At 56.4% G+C, this 26,826-nt stretch carries 22 protein-coding genes; 6 read left to right on the top strand and 16 right to left on the bottom strand.

Annotated features, from left to right (window positions below; translation table 11 throughout):
* Window positions 1-50 precede the first annotated feature (50 nt).
* Entirely contained in the window at window positions 51-818 is a 768-nt protein-coding gene (locus WCT94_RS04920) for an AraC family transcriptional regulator (protein ID WP_442955479.1), read from the bottom strand.
* Between the two features lie 117 nt (window positions 819-935).
* On the opposite strand from WCT94_RS04920, the gene WCT94_RS04915 reads away from it, so the two are divergent.
* On the top strand, window positions 936-1,661 hold the full coding sequence (locus WCT94_RS04915) for a type 1 glutamine amidotransferase (protein WP_336868277.1): 726 nt from the start codon (window positions 936-938) through the stop codon (window positions 1,659-1,661).
* Between the two features lie 122 nt (window positions 1,662-1,783).
* Here the strand turns inward: WCT94_RS04915 and WCT94_RS04910 are convergent, their stop codons facing one another.
* From WCT94_RS04910 to WCT94_RS04900, 3 genes are all read right to left on the bottom strand, one after another.
* The gene (locus WCT94_RS04910; protein WP_336868275.1) at window positions 1,784-2,260 is read right to left on the bottom strand and encodes a nuclear transport factor 2 family protein; all 477 of its coding nucleotides are present in this window, start codon (window positions 2,258-2,260) and stop codon (window positions 1,784-1,786) included.
* Between the two features lie 58 nt (window positions 2,261-2,318).
* Window positions 2,319-2,888: a TetR/AcrR family transcriptional regulator gene (locus WCT94_RS04905; RefSeq protein ID WP_336868273.1), complete on the bottom strand. Its 570-nt coding sequence runs from the start codon at window positions 2,886-2,888 to the stop codon at window positions 2,319-2,321.
* Window positions 2,889-3,129: 241 nt separating this feature from the next.
* The gene (locus WCT94_RS04900; RefSeq protein WP_336868271.1) at window positions 3,130-4,218 is read right to left on the bottom strand and encodes an NADH:flavin oxidoreductase/NADH oxidase; all 1,089 of its coding nucleotides are present in this window, start codon (window positions 4,216-4,218) and stop codon (window positions 3,130-3,132) included.
* An 87-nt stretch (window positions 4,219-4,305) separates the two neighbouring features.
* On the opposite strand from WCT94_RS04900, the gene WCT94_RS04895 reads away from it, so the two are divergent.
* From WCT94_RS04895 to WCT94_RS04885, 3 genes are all read left to right on the top strand, one after another.
* On the top strand, window positions 4,306-4,611 hold the full coding sequence (locus tag WCT94_RS04895; protein WP_336868269.1) for an ArsR/SmtB family transcription factor: 306 nt from the start codon (window positions 4,306-4,308) through the stop codon (window positions 4,609-4,611).
* Between the two features lie 180 nt (window positions 4,612-4,791).
* Window positions 4,792-6,339 carry an FGGY-family carbohydrate kinase gene (locus WCT94_RS04890; RefSeq protein ID WP_336868268.1) on the top strand — a complete coding sequence of 516 codons (1,548 nt, stop codon included), beginning with the start codon at window positions 4,792-4,794 and terminating at the stop codon, window positions 6,337-6,339.
* Window positions 6,336-7,364 carry a 2-hydroxyacid dehydrogenase gene (locus tag WCT94_RS04885; RefSeq protein ID WP_336868266.1) on the top strand — a complete coding sequence of 343 codons (1,029 nt, stop codon included), beginning with the start codon at window positions 6,336-6,338 and terminating at the stop codon, window positions 7,362-7,364. The genes WCT94_RS04890 and WCT94_RS04885 overlap by 4 nt, the downstream gene beginning before the upstream one ends.
* 31 nt (window positions 7,365-7,395) lie before the next feature.
* Here WCT94_RS04885 and WCT94_RS04880 read toward each other — a convergent pair whose 3' ends face one another.
* The 5 genes from WCT94_RS04880 to WCT94_RS04860 are packed head-to-tail and all read right to left on the bottom strand — an operon-like array spanning window position 7,396 to window position 12,898.
* Window positions 7,396-8,337, bottom strand: coding sequence for a carbohydrate kinase family protein (locus WCT94_RS04880; protein WP_336868265.1), 942 nt, complete (start codon window positions 8,335-8,337; stop codon window positions 7,396-7,398).
* A 45-nt stretch (window positions 8,338-8,382) separates the two neighbouring features.
* Entirely contained in the window at window positions 8,383-9,381 is a 999-nt protein-coding gene (locus WCT94_RS04875) for an ABC transporter permease (RefSeq protein ID WP_336868264.1), read from the bottom strand.
* Window positions 9,378-10,370 (bottom strand): ABC transporter permease, encoded by a 993-nt coding sequence (locus WCT94_RS04870; RefSeq protein ID WP_336868262.1) that lies wholly within the window; start codon window positions 10,368-10,370, stop codon window positions 9,378-9,380. Before WCT94_RS04870 ends, WCT94_RS04875 begins: the two co-directional genes overlap by 4 nt.
* A complete protein-coding gene (locus WCT94_RS04865; protein ID WP_336868261.1) occupies window positions 10,367-11,914 on the bottom strand; it encodes a sugar ABC transporter ATP-binding protein in 1,548 nt (515 codons plus the stop codon). The genes WCT94_RS04870 and WCT94_RS04865 overlap by 4 nt, the downstream gene beginning before the upstream one ends.
* A 3-nt stretch (window positions 11,915-11,917) precedes the next feature.
* A complete protein-coding gene (locus WCT94_RS04860; RefSeq protein ID WP_431891977.1) occupies window positions 11,918-12,898 on the bottom strand; it encodes a sugar ABC transporter substrate-binding protein in 981 nt (326 codons plus the stop codon).
* 239 nt (window positions 12,899-13,137) lie between these two features.
* On the opposite strand from WCT94_RS04860, the gene WCT94_RS04855 reads away from it, so the two are divergent.
* Both WCT94_RS04855 and WCT94_RS04850 read left to right on the top strand, forming a co-directional pair.
* On the top strand, window positions 13,138-13,659 hold the full coding sequence (locus WCT94_RS04855) for a 1,2-dihydroxy-3-keto-5-methylthiopentene dioxygenase (protein ID WP_336868259.1): 522 nt from the start codon (window positions 13,138-13,140) through the stop codon (window positions 13,657-13,659).
* Window positions 13,660-13,743: 84 nt separating this feature from the next.
* The gene (locus tag WCT94_RS04850) at window positions 13,744-14,208 is read left to right on the top strand and encodes a DUF1456 family protein (protein WP_015840924.1); all 465 of its coding nucleotides are present in this window, start codon (window positions 13,744-13,746) and stop codon (window positions 14,206-14,208) included.
* 119 nt (window positions 14,209-14,327) lie between these two features.
* Here the strand turns inward: WCT94_RS04850 and WCT94_RS04845 are convergent, their stop codons facing one another.
* The 7 genes from WCT94_RS04845 to WCT94_RS04815 form a co-directional block, all read right to left on the bottom strand.
* A complete protein-coding gene (locus WCT94_RS04845; protein WP_336868257.1) occupies window positions 14,328-15,260 on the bottom strand; it encodes an Rpn family recombination-promoting nuclease/putative transposase in 933 nt (310 codons plus the stop codon).
* A gap of 156 nt (window positions 15,261-15,416) precedes the next feature.
* Window positions 15,417-16,250 carry a uroporphyrinogen-III C-methyltransferase gene (gene cobA, locus WCT94_RS04840; protein ID WP_336868256.1) on the bottom strand — a complete coding sequence of 278 codons (834 nt, stop codon included), beginning with the start codon at window positions 16,248-16,250 and terminating at the stop codon, window positions 15,417-15,419.
* Between the two features lie 25 nt (window positions 16,251-16,275).
* Window positions 16,276-18,984, bottom strand: coding sequence for a nitrate reductase (locus WCT94_RS04835; RefSeq protein WP_336868254.1), 2,709 nt, complete (start codon window positions 18,982-18,984; stop codon window positions 16,276-16,278).
* A complete protein-coding gene (nirB, locus tag WCT94_RS04830) occupies window positions 18,981-23,168 on the bottom strand; it encodes a nitrite reductase large subunit NirB (RefSeq protein WP_336868481.1) in 4,188 nt (1,395 codons plus the stop codon). The genes WCT94_RS04835 and nirB overlap by 4 nt, the downstream gene beginning before the upstream one ends.
* 19 nt (window positions 23,169-23,187) lie before the next feature.
* Window positions 23,188-23,982: an ABC transporter ATP-binding protein gene (locus WCT94_RS04825; RefSeq protein WP_015840929.1), complete on the bottom strand. Its 795-nt coding sequence runs from the start codon at window positions 23,980-23,982 to the stop codon at window positions 23,188-23,190.
* Between the two features lie 10 nt (window positions 23,983-23,992).
* A complete protein-coding gene (ntrB, locus tag WCT94_RS04820) occupies window positions 23,993-24,907 on the bottom strand; it encodes a nitrate ABC transporter permease (RefSeq protein ID WP_015840930.1) in 915 nt (304 codons plus the stop codon).
* Window positions 24,908-24,919: 12 nt separating this feature from the next.
* Complete coding sequence (locus tag WCT94_RS04815; protein WP_336868252.1) at window positions 24,920-26,179, bottom strand: CmpA/NrtA family ABC transporter substrate-binding protein; 1,260 nt, start codon at window positions 26,177-26,179, stop codon at window positions 24,920-24,922.
* Window positions 26,180-26,826: the final 647 nt, after the last annotated feature.

The following is a 26,826-nucleotide window of genomic DNA, read 5'->3' as shown; positions in this document are numbered from 1 at the left end:
TTTGCATCTCCAGCGAGTGAATTGATTAAGTAGAAACACTCAAAGCCAGGTTAGAACTCGCTTGGCGTTGTCCCCATAACAGAACGAAATGCAGCAGAAAACGCGGCAGGACAGGAAAAGCCGAGTTGGTAGGCGACCTGTTTAACGGGCACATCATTAGAGAGAAGATCTAATGATGTATATATTCTGGCTCTCTGTTTCCACATTCTGAAGCTGAAACCTGTGTCATGTAAGAAACGACGGGAAAAAGTACGTTCCGACATATTCGCAATATCAGCCATGTCCATTAAGGTCACCTCCCACCGATGGCTGAGCATCAGCTCTCTTGCGGCACGAAATAAACGTTCATCACGCGGCATAGGGAGTTCCGCAGGCACAGATGGCGCTTCACTAAGAATTTCCAGTAGTAAAAGCGCCATTTTTCGCTGAGTCACACCGTTGTATTCATCAGTAAACAGACCCGTGATTAACGCCTTCAATAGCCCTGTCGCGTTAATGACATGAACCTGGCTGTTCCTCGTAAAATTTGTGCACTCCGCAATAAGACTGCGACTGACGTAGATAGCGCGTAATTCTGTATGGGACAGAAGGCTGTATGAGTGAATCATCAACGGTGGGCTCCACAGCGCACGCTGAGGAGGGATAACCCATCGCCTGTCTGCGGTTTCAACAAGCATAACCCCCTTGGTGGCAAACAATAGCTGCCCTTCAAGATGGTAATGGGGAGGATCAACCTCTCCACGTTGATAGGATATGGCAGTCCCTGACCATCCCGTCGTCTCATCGTGTCTTGGCGCTTTATCTATACAGACTGGCATCTCAAATTGAATCCCTTTGTTTACCATGACTCCGCTAACACTGCCCGACTGATCATTTTTGGCAGGGTAAAGCATGCTGAATTAAGGTTGTGACAAGCATTACAGGAGCATACGCCAATGCGAGTACATTTTATTGTGCATGAAAGTTTCGAAGCGCCCGGCGCTTATGAAACCTGGGCCATGAGTCGTGGTCATGAAATAACGTTTTCCCGTGTCTATGCGGGTGAAAAACTGCCGCAAGATGCCCGGGACATCGACTTGTTGATCGTGATGGGCGGCCCACAGGATCCTGCCTTCACCCTAGATCAATGCGCCCATTTCGATTCAAAAGCTGAGCAAGCGCTGATTGCCTCTGCAGTGAGTTTCGGTAAAGCCATCATTGGTGTCTGTCTGGGCTCTCAACTGATTGGCGAAGCGCTGGGTGCCCCGTTTGCCCACAGTCCGGAAAAAGAGATAGGCGTGTTTCCGATTTTTCTGACGGATACTGGCACCCAAAGCGAGCTGTTCTCTCACTTCGGAAGTCGGCTCAACGTAGGTCACTGGCATAACGATATGCCAGGCCTGACACCTGAAGCTAAAATTATCGCTTACAGTGAAGGGTGCCCACGCCAGATCGTTGCCTATTCCGAACGGGTTTACGGCTTTCAATGCCACATGGAACTCACACCGGACGTCGTCGAATTATTAATTGCACACTCAGATAGGGAATTAAGTCAGGCAGCAGAATATCGTTTCATCAACACCCCTGAAGAACTGCGGGCCCATGATTACAGTGAAATGAACAGGGTTTTATTCACGTTCCTCGATAAACTGGAATCATGCTACCGCCGGTCAAAAGCGTAGCGAAAATACCCTCATCCGAATGGCATCAGTAGTGCGATAAAGATATGCCGTCGTTTTTGGGTTGAGAAAAAGCCCCCAGCTTAGGCAGCCGTCGGGGGCTTAGCGGAAGAATATGTAGAACGTTACAGACCCAGCTCCGACAGACCGGGATGATCATCCGGACGGCGACCCAGTGGCCAGTGGAATTTGCGTTCACTCTCTTTAATCGGCATGTCGTTTATACAAGCGAAGCGGCGGTGCATCAGGCCATCGGCTTCAAATTCCCAATTTTCGTTGCCATAAGAGCGGAACCAGTTACCCGAGTCATCATGCCACTCATAGGCGTACCGCACGGCGATGCGGTTATCAGTAAACGCCCACAACTCTTTAATCAGACGATACTCAAGTTCTTTTTTCCACTTCCGCGTGAGGAAAGCTTTGGCCTCTTCACGATTGGTTGCAAACTCGGCGCGATTACGCCATTTGGTGTCCAGCGTGTAGGCCAGCGATACCTTTTCGGCATCTCGACTGTTCCAGCCATCTTCAGCGAGTCGCACCTTCTCAATCGCCGTTTCGCGAGTGAAAGGAGGAAGTGGCGGGCGAATCTGTTTATCGGACATGGGAGAGCCTCCAACATTTGGATATATCAGTAGCATGGGATTTTTTGAAACTCAGGCCCTAGTGAGAGGCCTGCTTCAACAACAGCTGCGCCACTTCTCTTGCGCTATCGGCTGCGCTGCAATCGCCCATCACGTGCGATGTCGTGATGGCACCCTCTATCAAAATCAGCAACTGTCTGGCTAAGGCTGACGGCTGCTCGATGTTTAATTGCCCGGTGAGTTCCAGCGTGTAATCCAGCAATTTTTGTTTATGCAGCTTCGCGATCTGGCGAACGGGATCGGCAGGGTCACCCACTTCTCCAGCCGTGTTAATAAAGGCACAACCACGAAAGCCCTCTGACTCAAACCAGCTTTTGAGTACAGTGAACATATTCAGGATGCGCTCCTGAGGGGTATTGCCTTTATCACATTCCGTTCTGAACCAGTGCATCCAGCGCTCATCGCGTGCATTCAACGCGGCGGCTGCCACGTCATCCTTGGTCGCGAAATAGCGATAAATACTTTTCCTTGCTACGCCAGAGGTCTTGACCAGAAGGTCCATGCCAGTCGCATGAATGCCATTCTGATAGATAAGGTGCTCAGCCGTCGCCAGGATTTTTTCTCGGGTGTCGTTTAGTTTTTTGTTCATGAATAAATGGTAGAACCATCGTTCTACCCAGTCAAGCGTCAGCCTGAAAACATTTTTCAAAAATGTGAAGAGTGCAGTCCGTGTGGGAGAGCGATCTGCTCCCCTACATCAATAGACCACGACATAAGCACGTTCGTTTCTGGCACAACGTTGAACAAATAAGGAGGGTAAAGTCGGTTAAGCGAAAGGAGACATGGCGTTGCTACAGGCGGCAAACGCCGCCTGCGAGCGTGAGTCGTGGTTAATAGCGTTCCAGCCAGTGGGCGTAAGGCGTTGGCAGCGTCCACGAGGCGCGTTCAATGCCCAGTTCGCGGGCGGCCTGATAGCTCCAGTGCGGGTTCGCCAAATGCGCTTTTCCTACCATCACCAGATCCAACTGACCCGATGCCACAGCCTGTTCAGCCAGTTCCGGCGTACCGAAGCCCCAGGCGGAAGAGACAGGAAGATCGGCCTGCTCACGCACCTGCTGTGCAATCGGTCCCATAAAGGCAGGCGCCCACGGAACATTCGCTTCCGGTGTAGAAAAACCGATGCTGACACTCAGCATATCCAGCCCAGCGGCTTTAAAGCGACGCGTCAGCTCAATCGATTCCTGCAAGGTTTCTTCATCACGTCCGTCAAATTCAATCACGCCGAAACGGGCGGTCAGCGGCAAATGTTGCGGCCACACGTCGCGAACGGCAGCCAGCGTTTCCAGCAGAAAACGGCTACGGTTGTCAAAACTGCCACCGTATTGATCGTTACGTTTGTTGGAGTGAACGGAGAAGAAACTCTGTGCCAGATAGCCGTGAGCAAAGTGCAGCTCCAGCCATTCAAATCCGGCTTCCAGCGCACGGCGAGCCGCGGCAACAAAATCGTCACGAACGCGCGCGATATCTTCCAGCGTCATTTCCTGCGGCTGCTTGGGCAAATTCGCGCCGAAAGCTTCTGCGGAAGGCGCGATAGTCTGCCAGCCGCGTGCATCACCCTCTGGAATATGGTCGTCGCCTTCCCAAGGGATATTGGCGCTGGCTTTACGTCCAGCGTGTGCAATCTGAATGCCCGGCACGGAGCCCGCATCCTTAATGGATTTGGCGACCTTGGCAAACGCCTGCGCCTGCTCATCATTCCAGATTCCAGTACAGCGCGGAGAAATGCGTCCCTCGGGGGCAACCGCCGTCGCTTCCACGATAACCAACCCGGCACCACCACGCGCCAGCGAAGCATAATGCACCTGGTGCCACTCGTTAATCAGGCCATCATTCGCGGAATAGGTACACATCGGTGGAACGGCGATGCGATTGCGTAACGTGATATCTTTCAGTTTGAAGGGTTGAAACAGTGCGGACATAACATTTCCTATTTCATTTGTTAATTTCGATAATTCGATATTAATCGAACAATGGATTTTAGACAACCCTATCGCTATAATTCACCTATGAGACCTTTTAAGCACCCATCCCCCGAAGAATTTACTCTTGAGCGCGTCCTGTATGCCTTGAGCGATCCGTTACGCTTATCCATTGTGCGTTGTTTATCCATACAGGAAGAAGCAACGTGTAGCGAACTTGACGGCGGTCGCCCTAAATCCAGCGTATCGCACCATTTTCGCGTATTGCGCGACTCGGGCCTGCTGCATACCACCAATATCGGCACCACACACATCAACCGACTGCGCCGCAGCGAAATGCAACAGCGCTTTCCTGGCCTGCTTGACGCCATTTTGTCTCAACCTGTCGAGTAACGTTATCCCGTCAATGGCGGCCTCTCCGCCATTACATATTCATGACACACATCCCTCCCTTCCACAGGCTCCGCCATTCCAACATTACTGCTTTGCTTTGCACTTCTATGAATATAGCGACCGACATTTTTCCATTACTCTGATGCTGATACGGGTTTTACGAGGCAGGGTCAGAACCGCATGGATTACTACATTGGCATTGATATCGGGACCTCAAAGGTCAAATCGGTGCTATTCGATGCCGATTTCAACGAACTTCAGATTGCGTCATCCAATACCGTTACTTACTCTCCGCAGCCCGGCTACGCCGAGCAAAATATGCACCATGTATGGGACGGCGTACTTTCCACCCTGAAAACGCTGGCTGCTTCGCCGCTGCTTCACCATGGACGTGTGCGAGCCATCGGGCTGACTGGTCAAGGCGAAGGTGTCTGGCTGAGCGATCGCCACGGGCAACCTATCCGGCAGGCCATCCTCTGGAGCGATACCCGGACGGCGGAACAGGTTCATCAGCTTAAACAGCGCCCGAATCTGGAAGCGGCGCTCTTTCCCGAAACCGGTTCTCCCCTGCTCCCTTGTAACAGCGCGCAGCAGTTACGCTGGCTGGCACAGCATCAGCCGGATGCGCTGAACAATGCCGACTACTTCTTTTTTGCCAAAGACTGGGTACGCTTTCGGCTAACGGGACAGGCGAATCTGGAACTGACAGATGCAGGGACGTCGCTGCTGGATCTGCATAGCGAAACGCTCTCAAAAACCGTGCTGGATAAGCTGGACTTACACGCCATCAGACCGCTTTTCCCGCCGCTGCTTTATCCCGATGACATCGCCGGCACGCTCAGCGACGCCATCGCCGCACAAACGGGTCTGCCTGCGGGAATTCCCGTCTGCGCAGGCGCACTGGATGTGTCCGCCGCCGCACTGGGCATCGGCGCTATTCACGACGGCGACATTTTCACCATTCTCGGCACCACCTGCTGCACTGGCATTGTCTGCCGGGGTTTAACGCAGGTGAGCCTGCAAACCCGGTTTGTCGCGCACGCCTGGCCAGGCCACTATCTCAACCTGTTCGCGATGCAGTCCGGCACGCCGAATATTGACTGGGCGCTGAGCACGCTGACCGACGATGCCGATTTTCAGGCCATCAACGCACGCATTGCCCGCGTACCGCCCGGCAGCGGTGGCGTTTTCTATCAGCCTTACCTTAATGGCGAGCGGGCGCCGTTTTACAGCACCTCAGCACGAGCGGGATTTTTTGGTATTGAGCAGTCCACGACTAACGCGCATCTACTGCGCGCGGTCTTTGAGGGGCTCGCCTATGCGATTACCGATGCGCTCAGCGGTTACCCTGCCCACGGCGATCTCTACATCGCCGGTGGCGGTGCCGCTTCAGCGATTTGGCTGCAAATCATCGCGGACTGCACTGGCCGACGGGTGATTGCCAGTTCGGTTAAGGAACTAAGCGCATGCGGTGCCGCGCGCCTTGCTGCTCTGTCCATCGGAGAAAGTGCCAACATGGTTCCTTCCGCCAATGCACAGGCCTCAACGTTTCTCCCCGATGCCGACGCCCATCGGCAGTATCAGACACTGTTTCCGATTTTTCGCCAACTGCGCGACCAGCTACAGCCGCTCTGGCAGGCACGGGCTCAGGCACTTAATGCACTCGACAATCACAACGCGGCGCGTTCGCACACGGCTCCTCGCTCACAGGAAAGTCTTGCCTCATGAAGATCATATTTACCGCCGAATACGGCGGCAGCCTCGATGCCTTTAAGGCACTGGGGGAATTGGTGGTAGACGGCTGGGCCATCGGTCAACCCAAACTGAGTGAAGCGGCGCTGATTCGACTGGCGGAGAACGCCGACGTGATCGTCACCAGCTATGACGATATTACCGCCCGCGTTATTGAGGCGTGTCCTCACCTACGGGTTATCGCCTGTACCCGCGCCAACCCGGTCAATATTGATATCGAGGCCGCACGCCGCCGAGGTATTCCGGTGCTTTACACGCCCGGGCGCAATGCCGATGCCGCAGCAGAATTAACGCTGGCGCTGATGCTGAATGCCACCCGCCACATCCCTCAGGCCCATAGCGCGCTAAAGCGCGGCGAATTCACGCGCGAAACCCACACAGTGACACAGACGCAGGATGGGTTACGGCAGGATGTGGTGTGGGACGTAGACAAAGACAGCCCGTATGAAGTTTTCAAAGGCGGCGAACTGCGTAATAAGACGCTCGGCATCATCGGCTATGGCAGCATTGGTCATCGGGTCGGGAAGCTAGCGCGCGCCTTTGGGATGCAATTGCTGATAGCGGATCCGTATGTCGCCGCCGAAGAGATCGACGAACCGGGCATGCGAAAAACCACGCTGGATGAGCTGTTTTCACAGTCCGATTTCGTCAGCCTGCATCTGAACAGCACGCCGCAGACCAAAGGGTTGGTCAACCTCGATAGGCTCAGAACGATGCGCCCTACCGCCTATCTGATCAATACCTCACGTGCTGCCGTTGTTGTCGAAGCCGATCTGATCGCGGCGCTACGCGAAAAGTGGCTGGCGGGTGCCGCACTTGATGTTTACGACAGCGAGCCGCTCTGGCGTCATCACCCGTTCATTACCGAATTTGATAATGTGGTACTCACGCCGCACATTGCCGGCGCGACGCGGGAGACGCTGGTGAAACACACCGCGATGATCGCCGCCGATCTGCAGAGGTTTATTCGCGGCGAACCGCTGCTTTACGAATGGAAATAGACGCGGCACCGCTCTCGTCGGTCAGCGTCTCCTAATAGGTAGGCGTTTCTGCCATAAACTTCAGCGTATCCTCCCAGTCAATCACGCCCGCATCAGACCCCAGACCGGTGGCGACCAGTCCTGAAACGGCCGAGCCAAGGCGGCAGGCCTGTTCCAGCGCCCAACCTTTCGCCAGACCAGCAATAAAGCCGCCGCAGTAGCTGTCGCCGCAGCCCGTGGTATCCGATACCGCCACGCGGTAGGCGGGAATGTGCAGCGTGACATCCTGGCCGAACACGTAAGATCCGGCGGCACCCGCTTTGAAAATGCAGGTGCCGACGCCGCGATCGAGAAAGAAAGCCGCAATCTCCGCCGGTGTAGTCAGGCCGGAGATAAACGCGGCCTCGTCCAGCGACGGCATAAAGTAGTCTACATCTGGCAGCAACGGCGTCAGCAGCGCCAGCGTCTCCGCATTTGGCGCGATAAGATCGAAACTGGTCGTCAACCCCTTCGCTTTGGCGTGTCGAAGCAGACGCGCGCTCTGTCCCTGATCCATTTTCGCCAGCAGCCCCGTGCCACCGTGGTGTAAGAAACGCGCATTGCACACGGCGTCAAAATCCTGCTCATCGATGAACAGGTGATCTGACGCGCCGCGATAGTGCAGCGCCGGACGCTCGCCGTCCGGCCGAATGGTCAGAATAGTCGCAGAGGTCGATGCCGCTGTCGTTCGCTGTATTAGCGAACAGTCGATGCCCAGCTTGCGATAGGTCGCCAGAATAAAATCAGCTTTTTCATCTTCACCGAGACAAGCGGCCGTCGCCGTACGAATACCGAGTTTGGCTGCATTCATCGCCGCACCGCTGGCCGTACCGGCGGGATTAAGGCGAATTTCATCGATAAAGTGGACACCACCGCCTTCGGGCAAACCGGTTACGGGTCGACCGGCGACATCCAGAATGGTTAATCCGACAAAAACCGCATCAAATTGGCTCACTCTCGCTCCTTCTTCACATTCTGTTTTTGATTCGTGTTCGATTCATTATTGCCGTTGACGCAGCCGCCCTTGCAGGAAAGAGAGCGCCAACGCCAGCACTAAAATCACGCCGCTCAGCGCATCTTTTACGATGAAATTCAGCCCCATCAGGTTCAAACCATTGGCGATCATACCGAGAAATAGCACGCCGATTAGCGTCCCCGCTACGTTGGGCCGCCCCTGAGCATGAAACGCGGTGCCGATGAACACCGCGGCAATAGCGTCCATCAGATAAGCCTGTCCGGCCAGCGGCGTAAACTGACGCAGATTGGCGGATAACACCACGCCGCCGATGGCACACGTCACCGACGTGACAATCAGCAGCCAGAACATCGTGCGCCGCACGTTAACCCCGGCAATCAGCGCCGCTGGCGCATTCAAGCCCATCGCGTGAATACGTTTACCAGCAATCGTCCGTTCAAATAACAGGTAATAGGCAAGCCACAGCACCGCCACAATCACGATCGGCACCGGAATGCCCCACAGGTCACCCACGGCCAGTTCGTGGTACTGCGGTGCCATCCGGCGGTAAGCGATCGGCCCGCCGCCTTCGGTGTTGATACGTTCGATGCTGCTACCGATAAACCACGTCCCTAGCGTCGCCAAAAATGGCTTAATGCGGCAGTGAATAATCAGCACCGCATTAACCAGCCCTACCAGCGCGCCCCCCGCCAACGCGGCCAATACCGCAGCCTGCCACGGCAGACCATAGACTTTGAGCGCCACCAGCGCGAAGGCGGCACCAAAATCCAGCGCAACGCCCACGGACAGGTCGATCCCACCCGCTGTTACCACCAGCGTCATGGCCAGCGCCACAATCAACAGCACCGCGCTGCCCTGCAGCAGGTTCCCCCAGTTGCCTAACGTCAAAAATACCGGGTTTTGCAGTGAGAAAAACACCAGAAAGGCCAGCAGGATGACCAGAAAGCCATAGCGGATAAAAAACGACAGACCTGGCTTGTTACCCGGCAGCACAGGCTGCGCCGCCAAAGAAGAAGGTTTCACGCGTGACTCCTTTGCCTGCGTAACGAGGCAGCAGTGAGCACCACCAGAATCAGTAAGCCCTTAATCGCGCCAACCCAGAAAATATCAACTCGCAGCAGCGCCAGGCCGTTCGACAGGGCATTAACCAACAGCGTGCCCAGCAATGCCCCCCAGATGGTGACCACCCGGCGGCGAGAGAACGCCGCGCCAAGAAACGTCGCCAATACCATCTCCAGCAACAACGGTTCTGCCGTGCCGGGCGAGCTGCCCGATCCTTGCGCTACCAGTGTCAGCGAGGCCAGCGCCGCCGCCAGCGCCCCTAACAGATACGAACCAATAACCAACGGGGTGTGAGAAATGCCCGACAGCTGCGCCGCTTCGCGGTTTCCGCCCGCGGCCTGCAAATGCTGGCCCCAGCGGCTATGGTGGACGATAAACTGAAACAAGACAAAAACCAGTAACATAAACCAGACCGCCAGCGGTAACCCGAGCAGGCTACTATCACGAAACGCCACAATCACCGGATCGCTAACGCTAATGCGCCGCTGCTGGGTGAGCAAATTGGTGAGTCCAATCACCGCAACGGAGCAGGCTAACGTCGCCAGTAGCGGGGGTAGCCGAATCGCCACCACCAGCGCGGCATTCACCGCTCCCGCCAGTAGCGCCGCCCCCACCACAAACGCAATCAACCACGGATAGCTGAACCCTGCGTTCGTCAAACCGTCGCTGATTATCGCTACGGCAAGTACCGCAATCGCAGGCAGCGAGAGATCGATACCGCCGGAGACAACATCATCACCGCCGCCCGTAATAACGCAGACCAGCCCGAAGCACAGCATTGCCAGCGGCGCACTTTGTCGCAAAATAATGGTGATATTTTGCCAACTGAGAAAGTAAGGTGCGCTCAGGCAGAGGAACAACAGCAACGCCGCAAACAGCACTAAGGGTATATGATTGAAAAACCCGGCTAAACGCGGCGTCGCTCGGAGAGATTGTAAGGCTCGTGTCATACCGCCTCCTGCATGCGACCGCTGCTGGTCAACGCCAACAGGCTATCCAGCGAGAGGCGTTCCGTCGGCACATCAGCGATGAGTTCGCCGCGCCACATCACCAAAATGCGATCGCACAGCCCCAGAAGTTCACCGTCATCGCTGGAAGAAACGATAACCGCTCGCCCTTCTGCCGCGAGCTGCCGGGTAAGCTGATAGATTTCCGCCTTCGCGCCAATATCAACCCCCAGCGTCGGTTCATCAAGAATAAACAGCCGGGTGTCCGTCTTTAGCCAACGCGCCAGTATCACCTTCTGCTGGTTACCGCCGCTTAAATTGCGCACGGGCACGCTGACATCGCGCGGTCGGATATCCAGCATCTGCGCCAGATGATTCGCCTGCGTAGTGGCTTTCTTACGCCGCAGCCAACCGCGCCAGGCGACAGCGGGCAAAGAAGCCAGATTGATATTGTCCGCCACGGATAGCGGTAAAATCAGCCCGTCATGGCGACGATCGCGCGGCACCAGCGCCATACGCTGCGCGATGGCCTGTACCGGAGAGCGCGGGCGCAGCGTCTGACCCTCGATCGTAATATGTCCTTCACGGGCGGGCGTGATGCCATAGATCGCATCAATCAGCGCCTCACGTCCCGATCCTAACAGCCCCGCAATGCCAACAATTTCTCCCGCCGCCACCTGAAAACGGATCGGTTGGAAATGCTGTCGATCTGTGAGCTGTTCAACCTGTAGCAGCGGTGTCTCACCTTTCTCTGTCTTCCGTTGCCCGTCAAACAGGCTGGCAATCTCTCGGCCCACCATCAGGCGAATCATCCCATCGATATCCTTGGTCTCAGGATCGTCCAGCGTCGCCACGCCCCGACCGTTGCGTAACACGGTGACGCGATCGCAGATATCTGCAATTTCATTGAGATAGTGAGAGACATAGATAATGGCGATACCACGCTGTTTCAGCGTCTGGATCGTATGCAGTAGCTGCACGGCTTCGCGTGCTTCCAGCGGCGCGGTTGGTTCATCAAACACCACCAGCCGTGCCTTGCCGTCAATCAGTGCCCGCGCAATCTGTACCAGTTTGCGTTCCGCCAGGCTTAACTCGCGAATCAGCCGGTTAGCGTCTATCGATAAATGAAAGGTGTGCTGAAAAAACTGCTCTGTTTCACGCCGCATCGCCCGACGATCAACGCCTCGCCAGCGGTTCACAGGCTCCTGTCCGAGAAACACCGATTCCGCCACGGTAAAGTGGGGAATCAGATGCAGTTCCTGATGGATAAAACGCACGCCGTGCGCGTGGACAACCGCTGGCGTCACGGTACTCAACCGCTGCCCATCGATAGCGATTTCACCGCCATCTGCGGCATAGACCCCAGCCAGCACCTTGATTAAGGTCGATTTCCCCGCGCCGTTCTCCCCAATCAGACCGAGAATTTCTCTTGGCCGGACCGTTAGCGAGACGTTGTCCAGCGCGGAAATCCCCGCAAACTGCTTGCTGATGTGCGTCATTGCCAGACCGCCGCCGGATGGCGACGGGGCTGAGTGATATCCCACCATAGATTATTTCAGGTCGCCATAGCCAAGCTGTTTATAGACCGCCTTGGCTTCCGCCTCCCCTTTGACGGGCAAGACCGGCACAAACGTCTGCGGCAGCAGCGTGGCACCCGCGAAATAGCGTGCGACGTTTTTCGCCGATGTTGTACCGATAAGACGCGGCTGCTGCGCAACGTTGGCAACAAACGGACTGCCTTTTTCCGCCATAATTTCCAACGTTTCTGGCCCAGCATCAATCGCGGTGACCTTCACGTCCTTGTCACGCCCGGTTTCTTCCAGTGCCTGCACCACGCCGATGGCAGGCTGATCCCAGCACGCAACGTGGATCGCATCCAACGTGCCTTTCGGATGCTGGCTCAGCAGTTCAAGGGTTTTCTTGCGCGCGTCTTCCGGTGAGTTGGAATATTGTTCAGCCAGTTCAGGCTGAATGATTTTGATCCCCGGATAGTCTTGCAGAACGTATTTCCACAAGTCATAGCGAATACCGCAGATACGCAGCGCGTTGGAGAAGGCGTTAAAAACGGCGATATTCCCTTTTCCACCCAGCGCATCCGCTGTATAACGCCCGATCGTCGAGCCGATCGCGTAGTTATCTGACGTCGTGTTATTGATGGAATAGGACGAGACATGATCGACGGTAAAAACCGGAATCTTTGCCTCACGCAACGCTTTAAACTTCGGCTCTACCGCGCTGTCGCCGAGAATGCTGATCACCGCATCGACCTTGCGCGCCAGCAGAATATCGTGGTTATTGGCATGGACCTGATTATCACGCCCTCCATCCACGCCCACAACCTGCCCACCGAGTTTCTCAATTTCTTCGGTCGCCCCTTTGTAGGCCTCACGGTCCCAAAAGTGCTGTGTTCCCACCACGGCAACGCCAATGGTTTTTCCCTTCAATGACAATGTCTCATCCGCTGCCTGAACCGAGGTCATTACCCCTGCAGCCAACACGCATGCAGCCAGGTGAGAAAAGCGCGTCTTCATCATGTTTATCCCGATTTTTATAAAATTATTAGCAGGGAAAGAGATTAGCAACGGGAAAAGTTAAATCGAAATAACAAAAATGATAATGGCTAGTAATTAAATGGAAATAGCGTTGATCGGCAGATGTAATGATTGTTAATCATTGAATTAGCAGGAATAAGTTATAAAAAAAGCATCTTGTTTTTTATCCCTATAAAGGGAATGGTTAAGGCTCTTCTATCCTGATGAGAAAAACGGCCATGACAACGCTCTCGATTTATCACCGCCCGCACATCACACAGCCCGTCCAGCAGCTCACCGCGTTTACTGACATCGCTTCCCTGCTCGCCAGCGCCGGGATCCAGTTGGAACACTGGCACACTGACGCACCGCCGCCTGACGCCAGCAACGAAACCATCTTGACGCAGTATCATGCCGATATTGAGCGTCTCAAACAGCAAGAGGGCTACACCTCTGCCGACGTGATCAGTCTGACACCGGATCATGCCGAGAGACTGCCGCTGCGGGAAAAATTTCTTCAGGAACATACCCATAGCGAAGATGAAGTGCGCTTCTTCGTGCGCGGCAGCGGAAGCTTCTTTGTGCCGATTGGCGAGCAGGTTTTCCAGCTTACCTGTGAGGCCGGCGATCTCTTACGCGTTCCCGCCAACACGCCGCACTGGTTTGACTGCGGCGAATTTCCTGATTTTGTCGCGATCCGCATTTTTACCAATCCAGAGGGCTGGGTTGGGCACTTTACCGGACGGGAGACGTTTCACTAATTCCACGATCGTTTCTGCATTTCTCCGCCGTTCCCTTTATACTGTGCGTTTTGTACCAAGACGAACGGCGAGACCCCTTCTGTAATGATGAACAACGATGTCCTGCGCAGCGTGCGCTATATGCTGAATTTGAATAATGACCACCTGCTGAAAATCCTGGCGCTGGTGGAGATGACCGTCCCTCCCCAGCAGTTGGCGAGCTACGTCAAAAAAGAGGGTGAGGAAGGCTATCAACCTTGCCCGGACATCGTGATGAGCTATTTCCTGAATGGGCTGATTCTGCAAAAACGTGGCAAAGATGAAAATCAGCCTGCACCGCAGTTTGAGCGCAAGATGACCAACAACATTATTCTGAAAAAGCTGCGTGTCGCGTTTTCGCTAAAAACGGATGATATTCAGGCGATCCTGCTGGAACAAAATTTTCGCATTTCAGTGCCGGAAGTCACCGCGATGATGCGCGCGCCCGATCATAAAAACTATCGCACCTGCGGCGATCAGGTGATCCGCTACTTCCTGAAAGGGCTGACGGCGCGAGTGCGCAAAGGCTAACCGCAACGCGTTAGCGAAAGGACGTGAGCGTTGCCTGACTGGCCTTTTTCTATCACAGGCATCAGCAACGCTCGGTTTTTAGTACGGCATCTTTTAATACGGTATCGTTTAATGCGATATTAGTGCTGTGTTTCATGCAGGATAGCCGTGACCAACTGCTCCAGCTCTTCTTCCTCAAGCTGAGTGACCTGCTGCACGCTATTCTTATCCATTCCCGTTAGCAATAAATTACGGGCAATTTGTCTGGCACTGTTTTTCATGCCCTGCTCCAATCCTTGCTGAATACCGCGTTGGATGCCTTCCTCGAATCCCATTTTTTTCAATTGTTCTGCAATCGTCATAATGTCCTCCTGACCGGTTGATAGCGGTGCAGCCAGTGCGTCAATGAAATCTGCGGGTTTGGATGTGTTTCCCACTTGTGCAATATAAGATAACAGCGTCCGACGCTGGGTCAGCGGCACCGACCAGCGTTCAAATAGTAACCCAATCTCTCGCGCCAACTCCAGCATATCACGGGTACGAATATGCTTCTGTACCAGTTCCAGTAACGCCATGCGTCGGTGTGTGCGAATCTCATCGTCCGGCATGACGGTTAAATCCACCAGTGGGAAAGGCTGTTCATACAGCGCTTGTGCCAGTACGGGATCGGCAAAGCTGTCCAGCCAGCGAAGGGGGTAGGGATAAGGACGGGTCTTACCGTGATAAAACAGCAGCGGTACCACCAGCGGTAAGCGATCATGTCCCTGATCCAGATGTTGCTGCATGGCAGCCAGACAATAACGCAGCAGTCGGAAAGCCATCTGCTTTTCCGGGCGGCTTTGGTGTTCAATCACACAGTAAATGTACCCTTTACCTGCGGAGGTGCGCAGCGAGTACAGCACGTCCGATATCCGCGCGCGCAGCTTTTCATCAATAAACGATGCCGACTCCAGTTGCAGCGTGCTGAAATCGCAGCGCTCACGGATTTCACTCGGCAGGTAAATAGTCAAAAAATCCCGTGCGACGGCGATGTCGCTCAAAAACTGTTTGAAAACCGCATCGTGCGATGGCATCTCGTCCCCTTCCCTGTCTGACGCTGGCTAAAAATTCCGTAGGGAGAGTAACGGGGATGCGATGATAAAGCAGAAAACCGCATAGAAAGTGGAAAGCGCCTCGAAGAAAAATCGGTTTACTTCAAGGCGCTGACTGTAGACGGGGAACTGTTGCCGTCAGGCGGCTTCATGTTTTTCCATCGTCAACCGCGCAGGAGCCGCGTCGACGTGCAGCGCCGGATGACGGCAGAAGCGGACGACGTCACCGACCACCAACAGACTGGGCGACTGTGGCTGATAACGTGCCAGCAATGCAGGTAAGGTCGCCAGCGTCGCCGTCAATAACCGCTGATCCGGCTGGGTGCCGCGTTCGATAATCGCGACGGGCGTCTGTGCTGACAGCCCGTGCTCGATCAGGCGCTGGCATAATCGACTGCTGTGGCTCAGCCCCATATAGAACACCAGCGTTTGTTGGCTGTCCGCCAGCGTCGGCCAGTCTAGCTGCGGTTCGCCATCGCGCGAATGGCCGGTCACGAAACGTACCGACTGTGCACAGGCACGGTGGGTCAATGGTAACCCCACGGCCGCCGCACAGCCTGTCGCGGCAGTAATACCCGGCACCACATAACAGACAATTCCGGCCTGCTGGGCATAGTCCATCTCTTCGCCGCCGCGACCAAAAATAAAGGGATCGCCGCCTTTAAGACGGATTACCCGCTGTCCGGCCTGCGCCAGCTCGACCAACAGCTGATTGATTTTTTCCTGTGACAGACGGTGGCAGCCGCGCGTTTTCCCAACGTCGATGCACAGCGCCTGTTCCGACACCAGATCCATAATCTCCGCCGACACGAGCCGATCGTAGACCACCACATCCGCCTGCTGAATTGCCCGCAGCGCCTTCAGCGTCAGCAGTTCCACATCGCCCGGCCCTGCGCCCACCAGCCAGATTTCACCGCCGAGTACGGGCTGACGCCGCTGCCCCTGCGCCAATATTGATTGTGTTGTCATCATGTCACACCTCACTACGCCGTGGCGCTCAACCTGCTTTCTTCAATTCATTGACCGTTATCGGTACGTGCTGACTCAATAACGCCTTCAGTTCGGGGATACAGGAACCGCAGTTAGTGCCACATTTCAGCGTACCGCCTAACGCAGCCACGCTGTGGCACCCTTGACGAATCGCACCGACAATGATCGCTTCACCGACGCTATAGCAACTGCAAATCGTTGCGCCTTGCTGCACCTGCCCCTGCGGTGCCTGACCTGCCAACAACGCATGCCGCTCGTGCGGCCGCTGCGGTGGATGGATAAACGCCTGGCACACCGCATCGCTGTCGATGCGCAACGCCTGCGCGCTGACATAGCAAGCCAGCACGACGCGGCCCTCGCGCCAGCCAATCAGGTGAAATACGCCGTTACCCTGCGCGATCTGACACTGCATATTTTCTAACCCATAATGTTCCGTCAACCACGCCTGCCAATCGTCCACTGGCACGCGGTCGGCAAACAGGTACTGTGTCACCCCGGCATGCGGAATCTTGCTCCAATACGTTGCGGGCGGCGGCAGAACGTCATGCTCTGCGGGTAACGTTAATGACGCGGTAGGTGGCTCGTCAGCAAAAAATAGCGTTGCCTGCCAGGCGGTATGCCAGGGTTGGATACGCACCCGGCTGTGCTTGCTTTCCGGTTGGCCGGAATGGGGATCGGTAATCGGCGCCACTAAGCTGTCGGCCCGCGCCTGTGCGCTGAACTGCTGATTCCAATGCATCGGCACAAACACGCTACCGCGCACCTGTCCAGCGTCAATCCGCGCCCGCGCCAGCATCCAGCCGTGCACCGACGACAGGCGTACCAGATCGCCCGCCTGAATGTCATGCGTCTGCGCATCCTGCGGATGCAGCTCGCAGTAAGGCTCGCTGATATGACGCATCAGTCGGGCGGCTTTACCGGTACGCGTCATGGTGTGCCACTGGTCGCGAATACGCCCGGTGTTCAGCACCAACGGATACGCCGCGCTCCATGGGCTTTGCGGCAGCGATGGGGTGACTGCCACCAGACGCGCTTTGCCATCGGCATGCCAGAATCGGCCATCGTCTCCCAGTCGGGCGCGCCCGTCTGGGTATGTCGTATTCACCGGCCACTGTATCGGTTCCAACTGCTGCCACTGCTGATTGCTGAGCGTCGCCAGCCCGCTGATATCAAACGCGCGGCTACCGTTATTCTCAAACCCGGACAGCGCCGCATGTTCACGAAAGATCTCCGCCGGATGCTGATAGGCAAATGCCTCAGCAAATCCCATACGCTGCGCCACCTGGCTCAACATCCACCAGTCGGCTTTGGCCTCCCCCGGCGCCGGCATAAAGGCACGCTGACGCGACAACCGACGTTCGGAATTGGTCACCGTGCCGTCTTTTTCTCCCCAGCCCAACGCAGGCAGTAAGATATCAGCGGTTTCAGCAGTATCGGTATGGCGCATCACCTCGGAGACGATCACCAGCGGGCAGCGTTCCAGCGCCTGTTTCACCCGGTCAGCATCCGGCATAGACACCACCGGATTAGTGCCCATAATCCACACCGCTTTAATCTCGCCGCGTTCCACGGCGCGAAACAGGTCCACCGCATTCAGACCGGGCTGTGTCGCCACGTTATCGCTCTGCCAGAATCGCCCCACGCGCTCGATATCCTGTGGCGTAAAGCCCATGTGGCTGGCAAGCTGATTAGCCAGCCCGCCGACTTCACGCCCGCCCATCGCGTTTGGCTGTCCGGTTATCGAAAAGGGGCCGGAACCCGACACACCGATTTTGCCGCTCAGCAGGTGAGCATTGATGATCGCGTTACATTTATCACTGCCCGAGGACGATTGATTAACGCCCTGCGAATAGAGCGTGACCACCTTGTCGCTCATGCTAAATAGATGATAAAAACGTGCGATATCGGCTTCATTCAACTGGCAGAACTCCGCCACCTGCGCCACCGACCACGCTTGTGCTGACGCTAATGCCGCTTCCACGCCGGAAAAACGCTCGGCCAATTCGGTGCGATCGATGCGTGGATCTTGCGCAATCCACTGCAACAGGCCGTTGAACAGCCCAGCATCGCTGCCGGGTTGCAGCGGTAAATGCAGATCGGCAATGTCACAGGTTGCGGTACGTCGAGGATCGATCACCACCACCTGCATCTGTGGCCGCTGCTGTTTCGCCTGCACCAGACGCTGATACACCACCGGATGTGCCCAGGCCGTGTTAGAACCGACCAGCACCACCACATCCGCCAGTTCAATATCTTCATAGTTACAGGGAACCGCGTCTGCTCCCAGTCCGCGCTTGTAGCCGATCACCGCAGACGCCATACACAGCCGCGAATTGGTATCCATATTGGCAACGCCAATGAAGCCTTTCATCAGCTTGTTGGCAACGTAGTAATCCTCCGTCAACAACTGACCTGAACCATAAAACGCCACCGACTGAGGACCATGTTGCTGCATCGTCGCCAGCAGCCGTTCAGCCACCGTATCAAGCGCCTGATCCCAGCTAACGCGACGCCCTTCCACCAGTGGCCACAGTAGGCGACCGTTCAAATCCAGCGTCTCTCCCAGCGCGGAGCCTTTGACGCACAGCCGGCCCAGGTTCGCCGGATGAGCGGGATCTCCGCTGATCTTTACCGCACCTTGCCCATCGTGTTCTGCCAGCACGCCACAGCCGACGCCACAATAGGGGCAGGTTGTCCGACAAACGCGCGCGTTCATGATGCTTTCGCCATAGCAGTGTCTGCCAGACCGACGCTTTCAGGCACGGCCAGCGGCTGACGGCATACCCAAATCTCGTCGTCCTCTACACGGACCGGCCACGCACGCACGTACAGCGCGCTGTCATCCGGGCTCACGCCATCACGCAGCTTGAAGCGTTTCTTGTACAGCGGTGAAATCACCACCGGTTCACCCGCCACGTCACCGATCAACCCACGCGACAACACATTCGCCCCGCTGCCCGGCTCATGGTTTTCTAACGCGTACACCTGCTGCTCGCTCCCCGGCAGGTGGAACAGCGCGATCTGCTGCTGCCCGAGGCGCACTGCCATGCCAGCATGACGCGGAATATCCCCCAGCGTCGCCACCTGTACCCACTCCGCTTCGTGCGCAGCGGGTTTCAGGGCTACCGGTTCTGGCGAGACCGCTTTCTCATGCTCCTGCGCCGGACGAATTTGTCCACGCTCAGGTACCATCACCACCGCTTCATCCGGGCTATCGCTGTTCAGGAAACCGCGGAATAGCGCCAGACGTTCCGGGCTTTCCAGCGTGGTTTGCCATTCGCACTGGTAGGCATCCACCACGCGCTGCATCTCTTTATCTAATTCTTCACCGATATTCAGGCTGTCTTCCAGAATCACCTGGCGCAGATAGTCGATACCGCCCTCCAGATTATCCATCCAGGTGCTGGTACGCTGGAGACGATCGCCAGTGCGGATATAGAACATCAAGACCCGATCGATGGTGCGTAGCAGCGTTTCCGTATCCAGATCGCTGGCGAAGAGATCGGCATGGCGCGGTTTCATGCCGCCGTTGCCGCACACATACAGATTCCAGCCTTTATCCGTGGCAATCACACCGATATCTTTACTTTGTGCCTCCGCACATTCGCGGGTACAGCCAGACACCGCCATTTTGACTTTATGCGGCGAACGCAGCCCCTTGTAACGGTGCTCCAGTTGGATCGCCAGCCCGGTGGAATCCTGCACACCGTAGCGACACCAGGTCGATCCCACACAGGATTTCACAGTACGCAGCGATTTACCGTAGGCGTGACCAGTTTCAAACCCGGCATCGATCAGCTCGCGCCAGATCGCGGGAAGCTGCTCTAAGCGCGCGCCGAATAAATCCACGCGCTGACCGCCGGTGATCTTGGTGTACAGGTTATAGCGCTGCGCCACCTGACCGATCGCGATCAGCCCTTCCGGCGTGATCTCCCCTGCCGGCACGCGCGGCACGACGGAATACGTGCCGTCTTTTTGGATGTTGGCAAAGAAACGATCGTTGGTATCCTGCAACGGCAGGTGCTGCGGTTGCAGCAGATAGTCATTCCAGCAGGACGCCAGCATCGACCCCACCAGCGGCTTACACACTTCGCAGCCTAAACCATGGCCGTAACGCTCAAGAAGGCTGTCGAACGAGCGGATCTCATGCACGCGAATCAGGTGGTACAACTCCTGACGCGAATAGGCGAAGTGCTCGCAAATGTCCTTCTTCACTTCGACACCGAGTTGTGTCAGTTCATACTCCATCACCTGTTTCAGCAGCGGCACGCAGCCGCCGCAGCCCGTTCCCGCTTTGGTGCAGGTTTTCAGCGCGCCCAGTTCACCGCAGCCGCCCGCCACCGCCGCCGAGATATCACTTTTGCTGACGTTATGGCAGGAGCAAATCTGTGCGCTAGCCGGTAAGGCCGCCACGCCCAATCCTTTCGGCGCATCACCAGAGCGTGCTGGCAAAATCAATCCTTCCGGCTGTTTAGGCAGTGGCATATCGTTGAGCATCATTTGCAGCAGCGTGCTGTAATCGCTGCTGTCGCCAATCAGTACCGCCCCCAGTAAACGCTTACCGTCGGCGGAAACAACGATTTTCTTGTAGACCTCGTTCGGGCCGTCCGTCCACTGGTAGCTTTGGCTGCCCGCCGTGCGCCCGTGCGCATCGCCAATCGAGGCGACTTCAACGCCCAGTAGCTTCAGTTTGGTGCTCATGTCCGCGCCGGTAAATGGCGTATCGCGCTGTGCCAGCGTATCCGCCACGCTGCGTGCCATCTGGTAGCCCGGTGCCACCAGCCCAAAAATTTGGCCTTTCCACAACGCGCACTCGCCGATGGCGAAAATCGCGTCGTCCGACGTCTGGCAGCGGTCGTCAATCACAATGCCGCCGCGCGGCCCTTTCTCTAAATCACAGCTATCCGCCAATTTGTCACGCGGACGAATCCCGGCGGAAAACAGCACTAAGTCGGTTTCCAATACGCTGCCGTCAGCAAAGCAGAGACGATGCAACGCCTGCTCGCCGTCGGTAATTTCCCGCGTTTCTTTGCTGACATGAATCTGTACGCCCAGCGCTTCAATTTTGCGCCGCAGCATGGTGGCACCGCCGTCATCCAACTGCACTGCCATCAGGCGCGGCGCAAACTCCACCACATGGGTATCCAGCCCCAGTTGGCGTAGGGCATTTGCCGCCTCCAGCCCCAGCAGGCCACCGCCAATCACTACACCGGATTTAGCCTTTTTCGCCTGTGCCGCAATCGCGTCCAGATCGTCCAGCGTGCGATACACCAGACAACCGGGGCGCGTATTGCCGGGAATCGGCGGAACAAAGGCATAAGAGCCCGTCGCCAGCACCAGTTTGTCGTAGGCGGTTTCCCTACCCTGCGCATCGCATACGCATTGACGTTCCCGATCGATAGCCACAATCTCACTGGCGCTGCGTAGCTCAATGCCGCTCTCGGCAAAAAAGCCCTCTTTTACCAGCGACAAGGAGGCGGCGCTGCGCCCTGAGAAATACTCGGAGAGATGGACGCGGTCATAGGCTTCATGGTGTTCTTCACCAAAGACGACGATGTGGTAGTGCTGATGCAGGTCGCGTTCAACCAGTTGTTCAAGAAAATAGTGGCCGACCATACCGTGGCCGACGACCACCAAAATAGGTTTGCTCATGACAGGAATCCTTACAGCCTCAGGCTGTGAGTCAGAATCGGGGGAAGAAAGGCCGAAAAGCAGCGAGGCAGGCGGAAGCATCTCGCCTTCGGTGGTGTTCTCCATTGCGGCCAGCAGACGCTGGCTGTCATCGGTGTCGCCATACAGCAAGACACCGCTCAGCCGCCCGTCGCGCAGTAGCAGACGACGGTAGTGCTGCGTCTGCGGATCAAACAGGGTGTACACCTCATCATCCGGTGTCGCGTTAATATCGCCGCCGCTGACCACGCCAATTCCCGTGACTTTCAGCCGCGTTGCCGCCTGTTCACGCTGATAATCTTTCGGTGCGTGTCCGGCCAGGCGCTGTGCCAGCAGCGTGGCATGGGCGAAACACGGGGCAACCAGCCCGAATGTTTCGCCATTGAGTTCACAGCATTCGCCGATCGCGCTGATGTACGGGTCGGCAGTTTGTAGCTGTCCGTCCACCAGCACACCGCGGTTACAGGGCAAGCCGCACTCGCGTGCCAGTTGGCTGGCGGGAATCACGCCCGCCGTCACCACTACCAGTCCGGCGGGGATCGTGCGGCCATCAGCCAGTGCAACTGCCGTGACACCGTGTTCATTACCGTGCAGCGCCATAACCTGCACATCAGTTTCACAGGCAATACCGCGTGCGCGCAGGCTGTCGCACAGCAGGCCGCTCGCCGTCGCGTCCAGTTGACGCTCCATCAGAATCGGGACGCGATGCAGCAACGTGACGTCGGCACCGCGCAGTTTCAGCGCCGCTGCCGCTTCAATCCCGAGCAAACCGCCGCCAATCACCACCGCAGGAACGGACTGGCGAATCGCCGTCAGCATCAGCTCGACATCATCCAGCGTGCGGAAACCGCACACGCCCGCCAGCTCGATACCGGGCATCGGCGGCATAAACGGTGTGGATCCGGTCGCCAGCACCAGATGATCGTAATGCAGTTGCCGTTGCGTCGTTGTTACCTCACGCTGCTGGCGATCGATATGGGTTACCCGCTCACCCAGCAAAGTGTTCACCGGCAGCGCCGCATCATCGTCGATAGCCGCAGGCGTCATCAGCGTATCCGTAAACGCTTTCTCGCCGCTCAATACTGGCGACAGCAGAATGCGGTTATAGCTGACGCGTGGTTCATCACCAATCACGGTGATGCGATAGCGCGTCGCGGCCAGTTGACGCAGCGCATCGACGAATCGTGCGCTCGCCATCCCGTTACCAATCACAATCAGATGCGGTTTCATCATCGTTCCGGCCTCGCTGTCAGGCTGCTTTAGGCTGTTTTTCATATAAGAAATGCAGCACCTGCTGGCGGTAATGGTGATAGCGCGGATCGTCGGCCAGTGCGACGCGCGAGCGTGGACGTTCCAGCTCGACCGTCATGATTTCACCGACCGTCGCCGCCGGGCCGTTTGTCATCATCAGCACGCGATCCGACAGCAGTACCGCCTCGTCTACATCGTGAGTAATCAGCACAATCGTGGTTTGCAAACGCTGCTGAATCTCCATAACAGCATCCTGAAGGTGCGCACGGGTCAGCGCATCCAGCGCACCAAACGGTTCATCCATCAGCAACACTTTCGGCTTCATCGCCAGCGCGCGGGCAATCCCCACACGCTGCTTCATCCCGCCGGAAATCTCATTCGGCCGCTTGTTCAGCGCGTGCCCCATGTGCACCAGTTCCAGATTGTGAGTAATCCATTCGTGCATCTCGTGCTTGTTCATCTGCCCGCGAAATACCTGACGTACCGCCAGCGCGACGTTTTCATAGGTGGTCAGCCACGGCAGCAGCGAGTGATTCTGAAAGACCACGCCGCGCTCCGGCCCCGGTCCGTCGATTTCACGGTTGTCACACAGCAGACCGCCGCTGCTCGGCAGCGTCAGACCGGCAATCAGGTTCAATAACGTGGACTTGCCACAGCCGGAATGGCCGATCAGGCTGATCGTCTCACCGGTATGAATGTCAAAACTCACCTGATCCAGCGCCAGAAACTCACCGCTGGCGGTATTGAAACGCTGGCTCACCTGCTGCACTTGAATAATCGGTGTTGTACGCATCGTCGGCTCCTTAGCGGTTGTCATAGCTGAAACGGTTAGCAATCCACACCAGTCCCTGCTCAAGCAGCAGACCGATAACGCCAATCACCACGATAGCGATGATGATGTTTTCCACATTCAGGTTGTTCCACTCATTCCAAATCCAGAAGCCGATCCCGACGCCGCCAGTCAGCATCTCTGCGGCGACAATCACCAGCCAGGCGACGCCAATCGAGAGACGCACGCCGGTCAGAACGTTAGGCAGCACCGCAGGCAGCAAAATTTTGCGCATGATGGTGAATTCGGAGAGCTTTAGTACACGCGCCACGTTCAGGTAATCCTGCGGGATACGGCGCACGCCTTCGGCGGTATTGAGGATCATCGGCCAGATGGAGCAGATGAAAATAGTCCAACTGGATGCCGGTTCCGCGCGCTGGAACAGCAGCAGCCCGATAGGCAGCCACGCCAGCGGGCTGACCGGGCGCAGCAGCGAAATAATCGGGTTGAGCATATTGGCCAGAAACGTAAAACGGCCAATCAGGAACCCCGTAGGAATGCCGACCAGCGCCGCCAGCCCGAAGCCAATACCCACGCGTTGCAGCGAGGCCAACACGTTCCAGCCGATACCCTGATCGTTCGGTCCTGCGATATAAAACGGATCGGCGAAGAGGCTGAGCGCCGCAAGCCAGGTCGCCCACGGCGTCGGGAAGTTTTCGCTGTTCAACGCGGCAATCTGCCAGACCGCCACCAGCAGACCCAACCCCAGTACCGCAGGGAAAAGCGGCTGAAACAGCTTACGCAGCAGCGGGCGGTAGGCGAAAGCGGGCGTTGCCGGTGCTTTTTCAGGTGCTGCCGGTTTGGTTGGCAGCGGCATAATTTCAGCGCTGTGTACGGTTTCCGGAGCGTTATCCGCGGTAATCGGAATGATTTGGGCCTGGTTTTTCATCATCAACCTCACTTATTTCTTCACGCTAAAACTGTTGGCATAACCCGCCGGATCGCTACCATCCCAGCGGCGGCCATCGATAAGCACACTGCTGCGCATGTCGCTACCGGGCAACGGCACATTTCCCACGGCCTCGGCCGCCTGCTTGTAGATATCAATCCGGTTAACCTGCTTCGCGACGGCCAGATAGTCCGGCTCTTCGGTGAGCAAGCCCCAGCGTTTATGCTGGGTGAGGAACCACATGCCATCGGACAGGTACGGGTAGTTCACGGAACCGTCGTGATAGAAACGCATCGCGTGTTCGTCTTTCCAGCTTTTCCCCAGCCCGTTTTCGTATTGGCCCAACATGCGTCCGACGATGGTTTCTTCTTTGGCATTGATGTACGCACGCCCGGCAACGACGCTGGCCGTCTCACGGCGGTTGTCCTCCGAGGCGTCAATCCAGCGCGAGGCATCGAGAATCGCGGCGGTCAGTGCACGGGCGCTATGTGGGTTGGCGTTCGCCCAGTCAGCACGGGTGCCCAACACTTTTTCGGGGTGATCCGGCCAAATGTCTTGCGAGGTAGCGGCGGTAAAGCCGATTTTTTCGCTGATGGCACGCTGGTTCCACGGCTCGCCGACGCAGTAGCCAACCATGTTGCCAATCTTCATGTTCATCACCATCTGCGGCGGCGGCACCACCACGGTGCGTACGTCGTTCAATGGATGAATTCCGGCGGAGGCCAGCCAGTAATAGAGCCACATGGCGTGCGTACCGGTTGGGAAAGTTTGCGCGAAGGTGTAGGTGCCCGCCGGGCTGGTGGCGATATACTTTTGCAGCGCAGCGAGATCCGTGACGTTGGCTTCACGCAGTTGGTTTGCCAGCGTGATCCCTTGTCCGTTCTGGTTGAGCGTCATCAGCGCTGCCATGTTGCTCTGTGCGCCGGACAGCCCCATTTGCAGACCGTACAATTGCCCGTACAGAATGTGGGCGGCATCCAGCTCGCCCGACACCAGCTTGTCGCGTACTGCCGCCCAGCTTGCTTCTTTGCTGGGAACAATCGTGATGCCGTATTTCTTATCGAAACCTTTCACTGCCGCCATCACGACCGAGGCGCAGTCCGTCAACGGGATAAACCCGACCCGGATTTCCTTTTTCTCCGGCGCGTCGGAACCCGCGGCCCAGGCGCTATTCATCAACCCTGGCAGCATCAGGCTGCCACCCAGTGCAGCACTCCCCAGCAGAAACTGGCGGCGAGAGACGGTCATGCTTTTGGTTTTGGAATCACTCATCAACGACACCCTTGCGCAAAACACCTTTTCAGGCGGTAAAAACAAAAACGGCGTCCACAAGCCCATGCAGAATCTGCACGCTTATGGACGCCGTTGTCCGATTAACACCTTCCGCACCGCCGTTGGCCCGAAACGCATTATGAATGTTTGGTTGTTGCTAATGAGTTAAAGCAAGGTTTGTGCCAGATGTCACAGTTTTGCGTATTGCCGAGCGGGATTGTTTAATCGGGAAGTGAACTGAAATTTCGGTAACCACATGTAAATTATGATTATTATTTCGTGCGCGAGAATATTGCCATTTCTATGCTACGCCGTAGCACGCGCCCGACACGGGGCGCTCAGTCGCCGCCGCCCCGTGACCCGTGGCTTTTTCGCGAGAAATAACGTCGCTACGCGATACCTTCAGAAAAAACAGTCTCTTAGCGGACCGTCGTTGACGCGCTCCCGGCGCGGCAACGACTTTCGCGGCTTCCCTGCCGCTCATCCTAAGCCTGTTTTTCCTTCAGAGTTATTTACGCTCGACAGCGAGAACCAACTACGCACGAAACCATTTCACACCGTCAGTGACTCCGCTATTGACTCCACGATTTCCTCTTCACAAGACGGCGTCTTGCACCGCCAGCAAGCAGAACACGCACAGTTCATGT

Origin of the sequence: Pectobacterium sp. 1950-15 (assembly GCF_037136835.1) — a bacterium.
Classification (GTDB): Bacteria; Pseudomonadota; Gammaproteobacteria; order Enterobacterales; family Enterobacteriaceae; genus Pectobacterium.
This window is presented reverse-complemented; position numbering and strand designations above follow the sequence as displayed.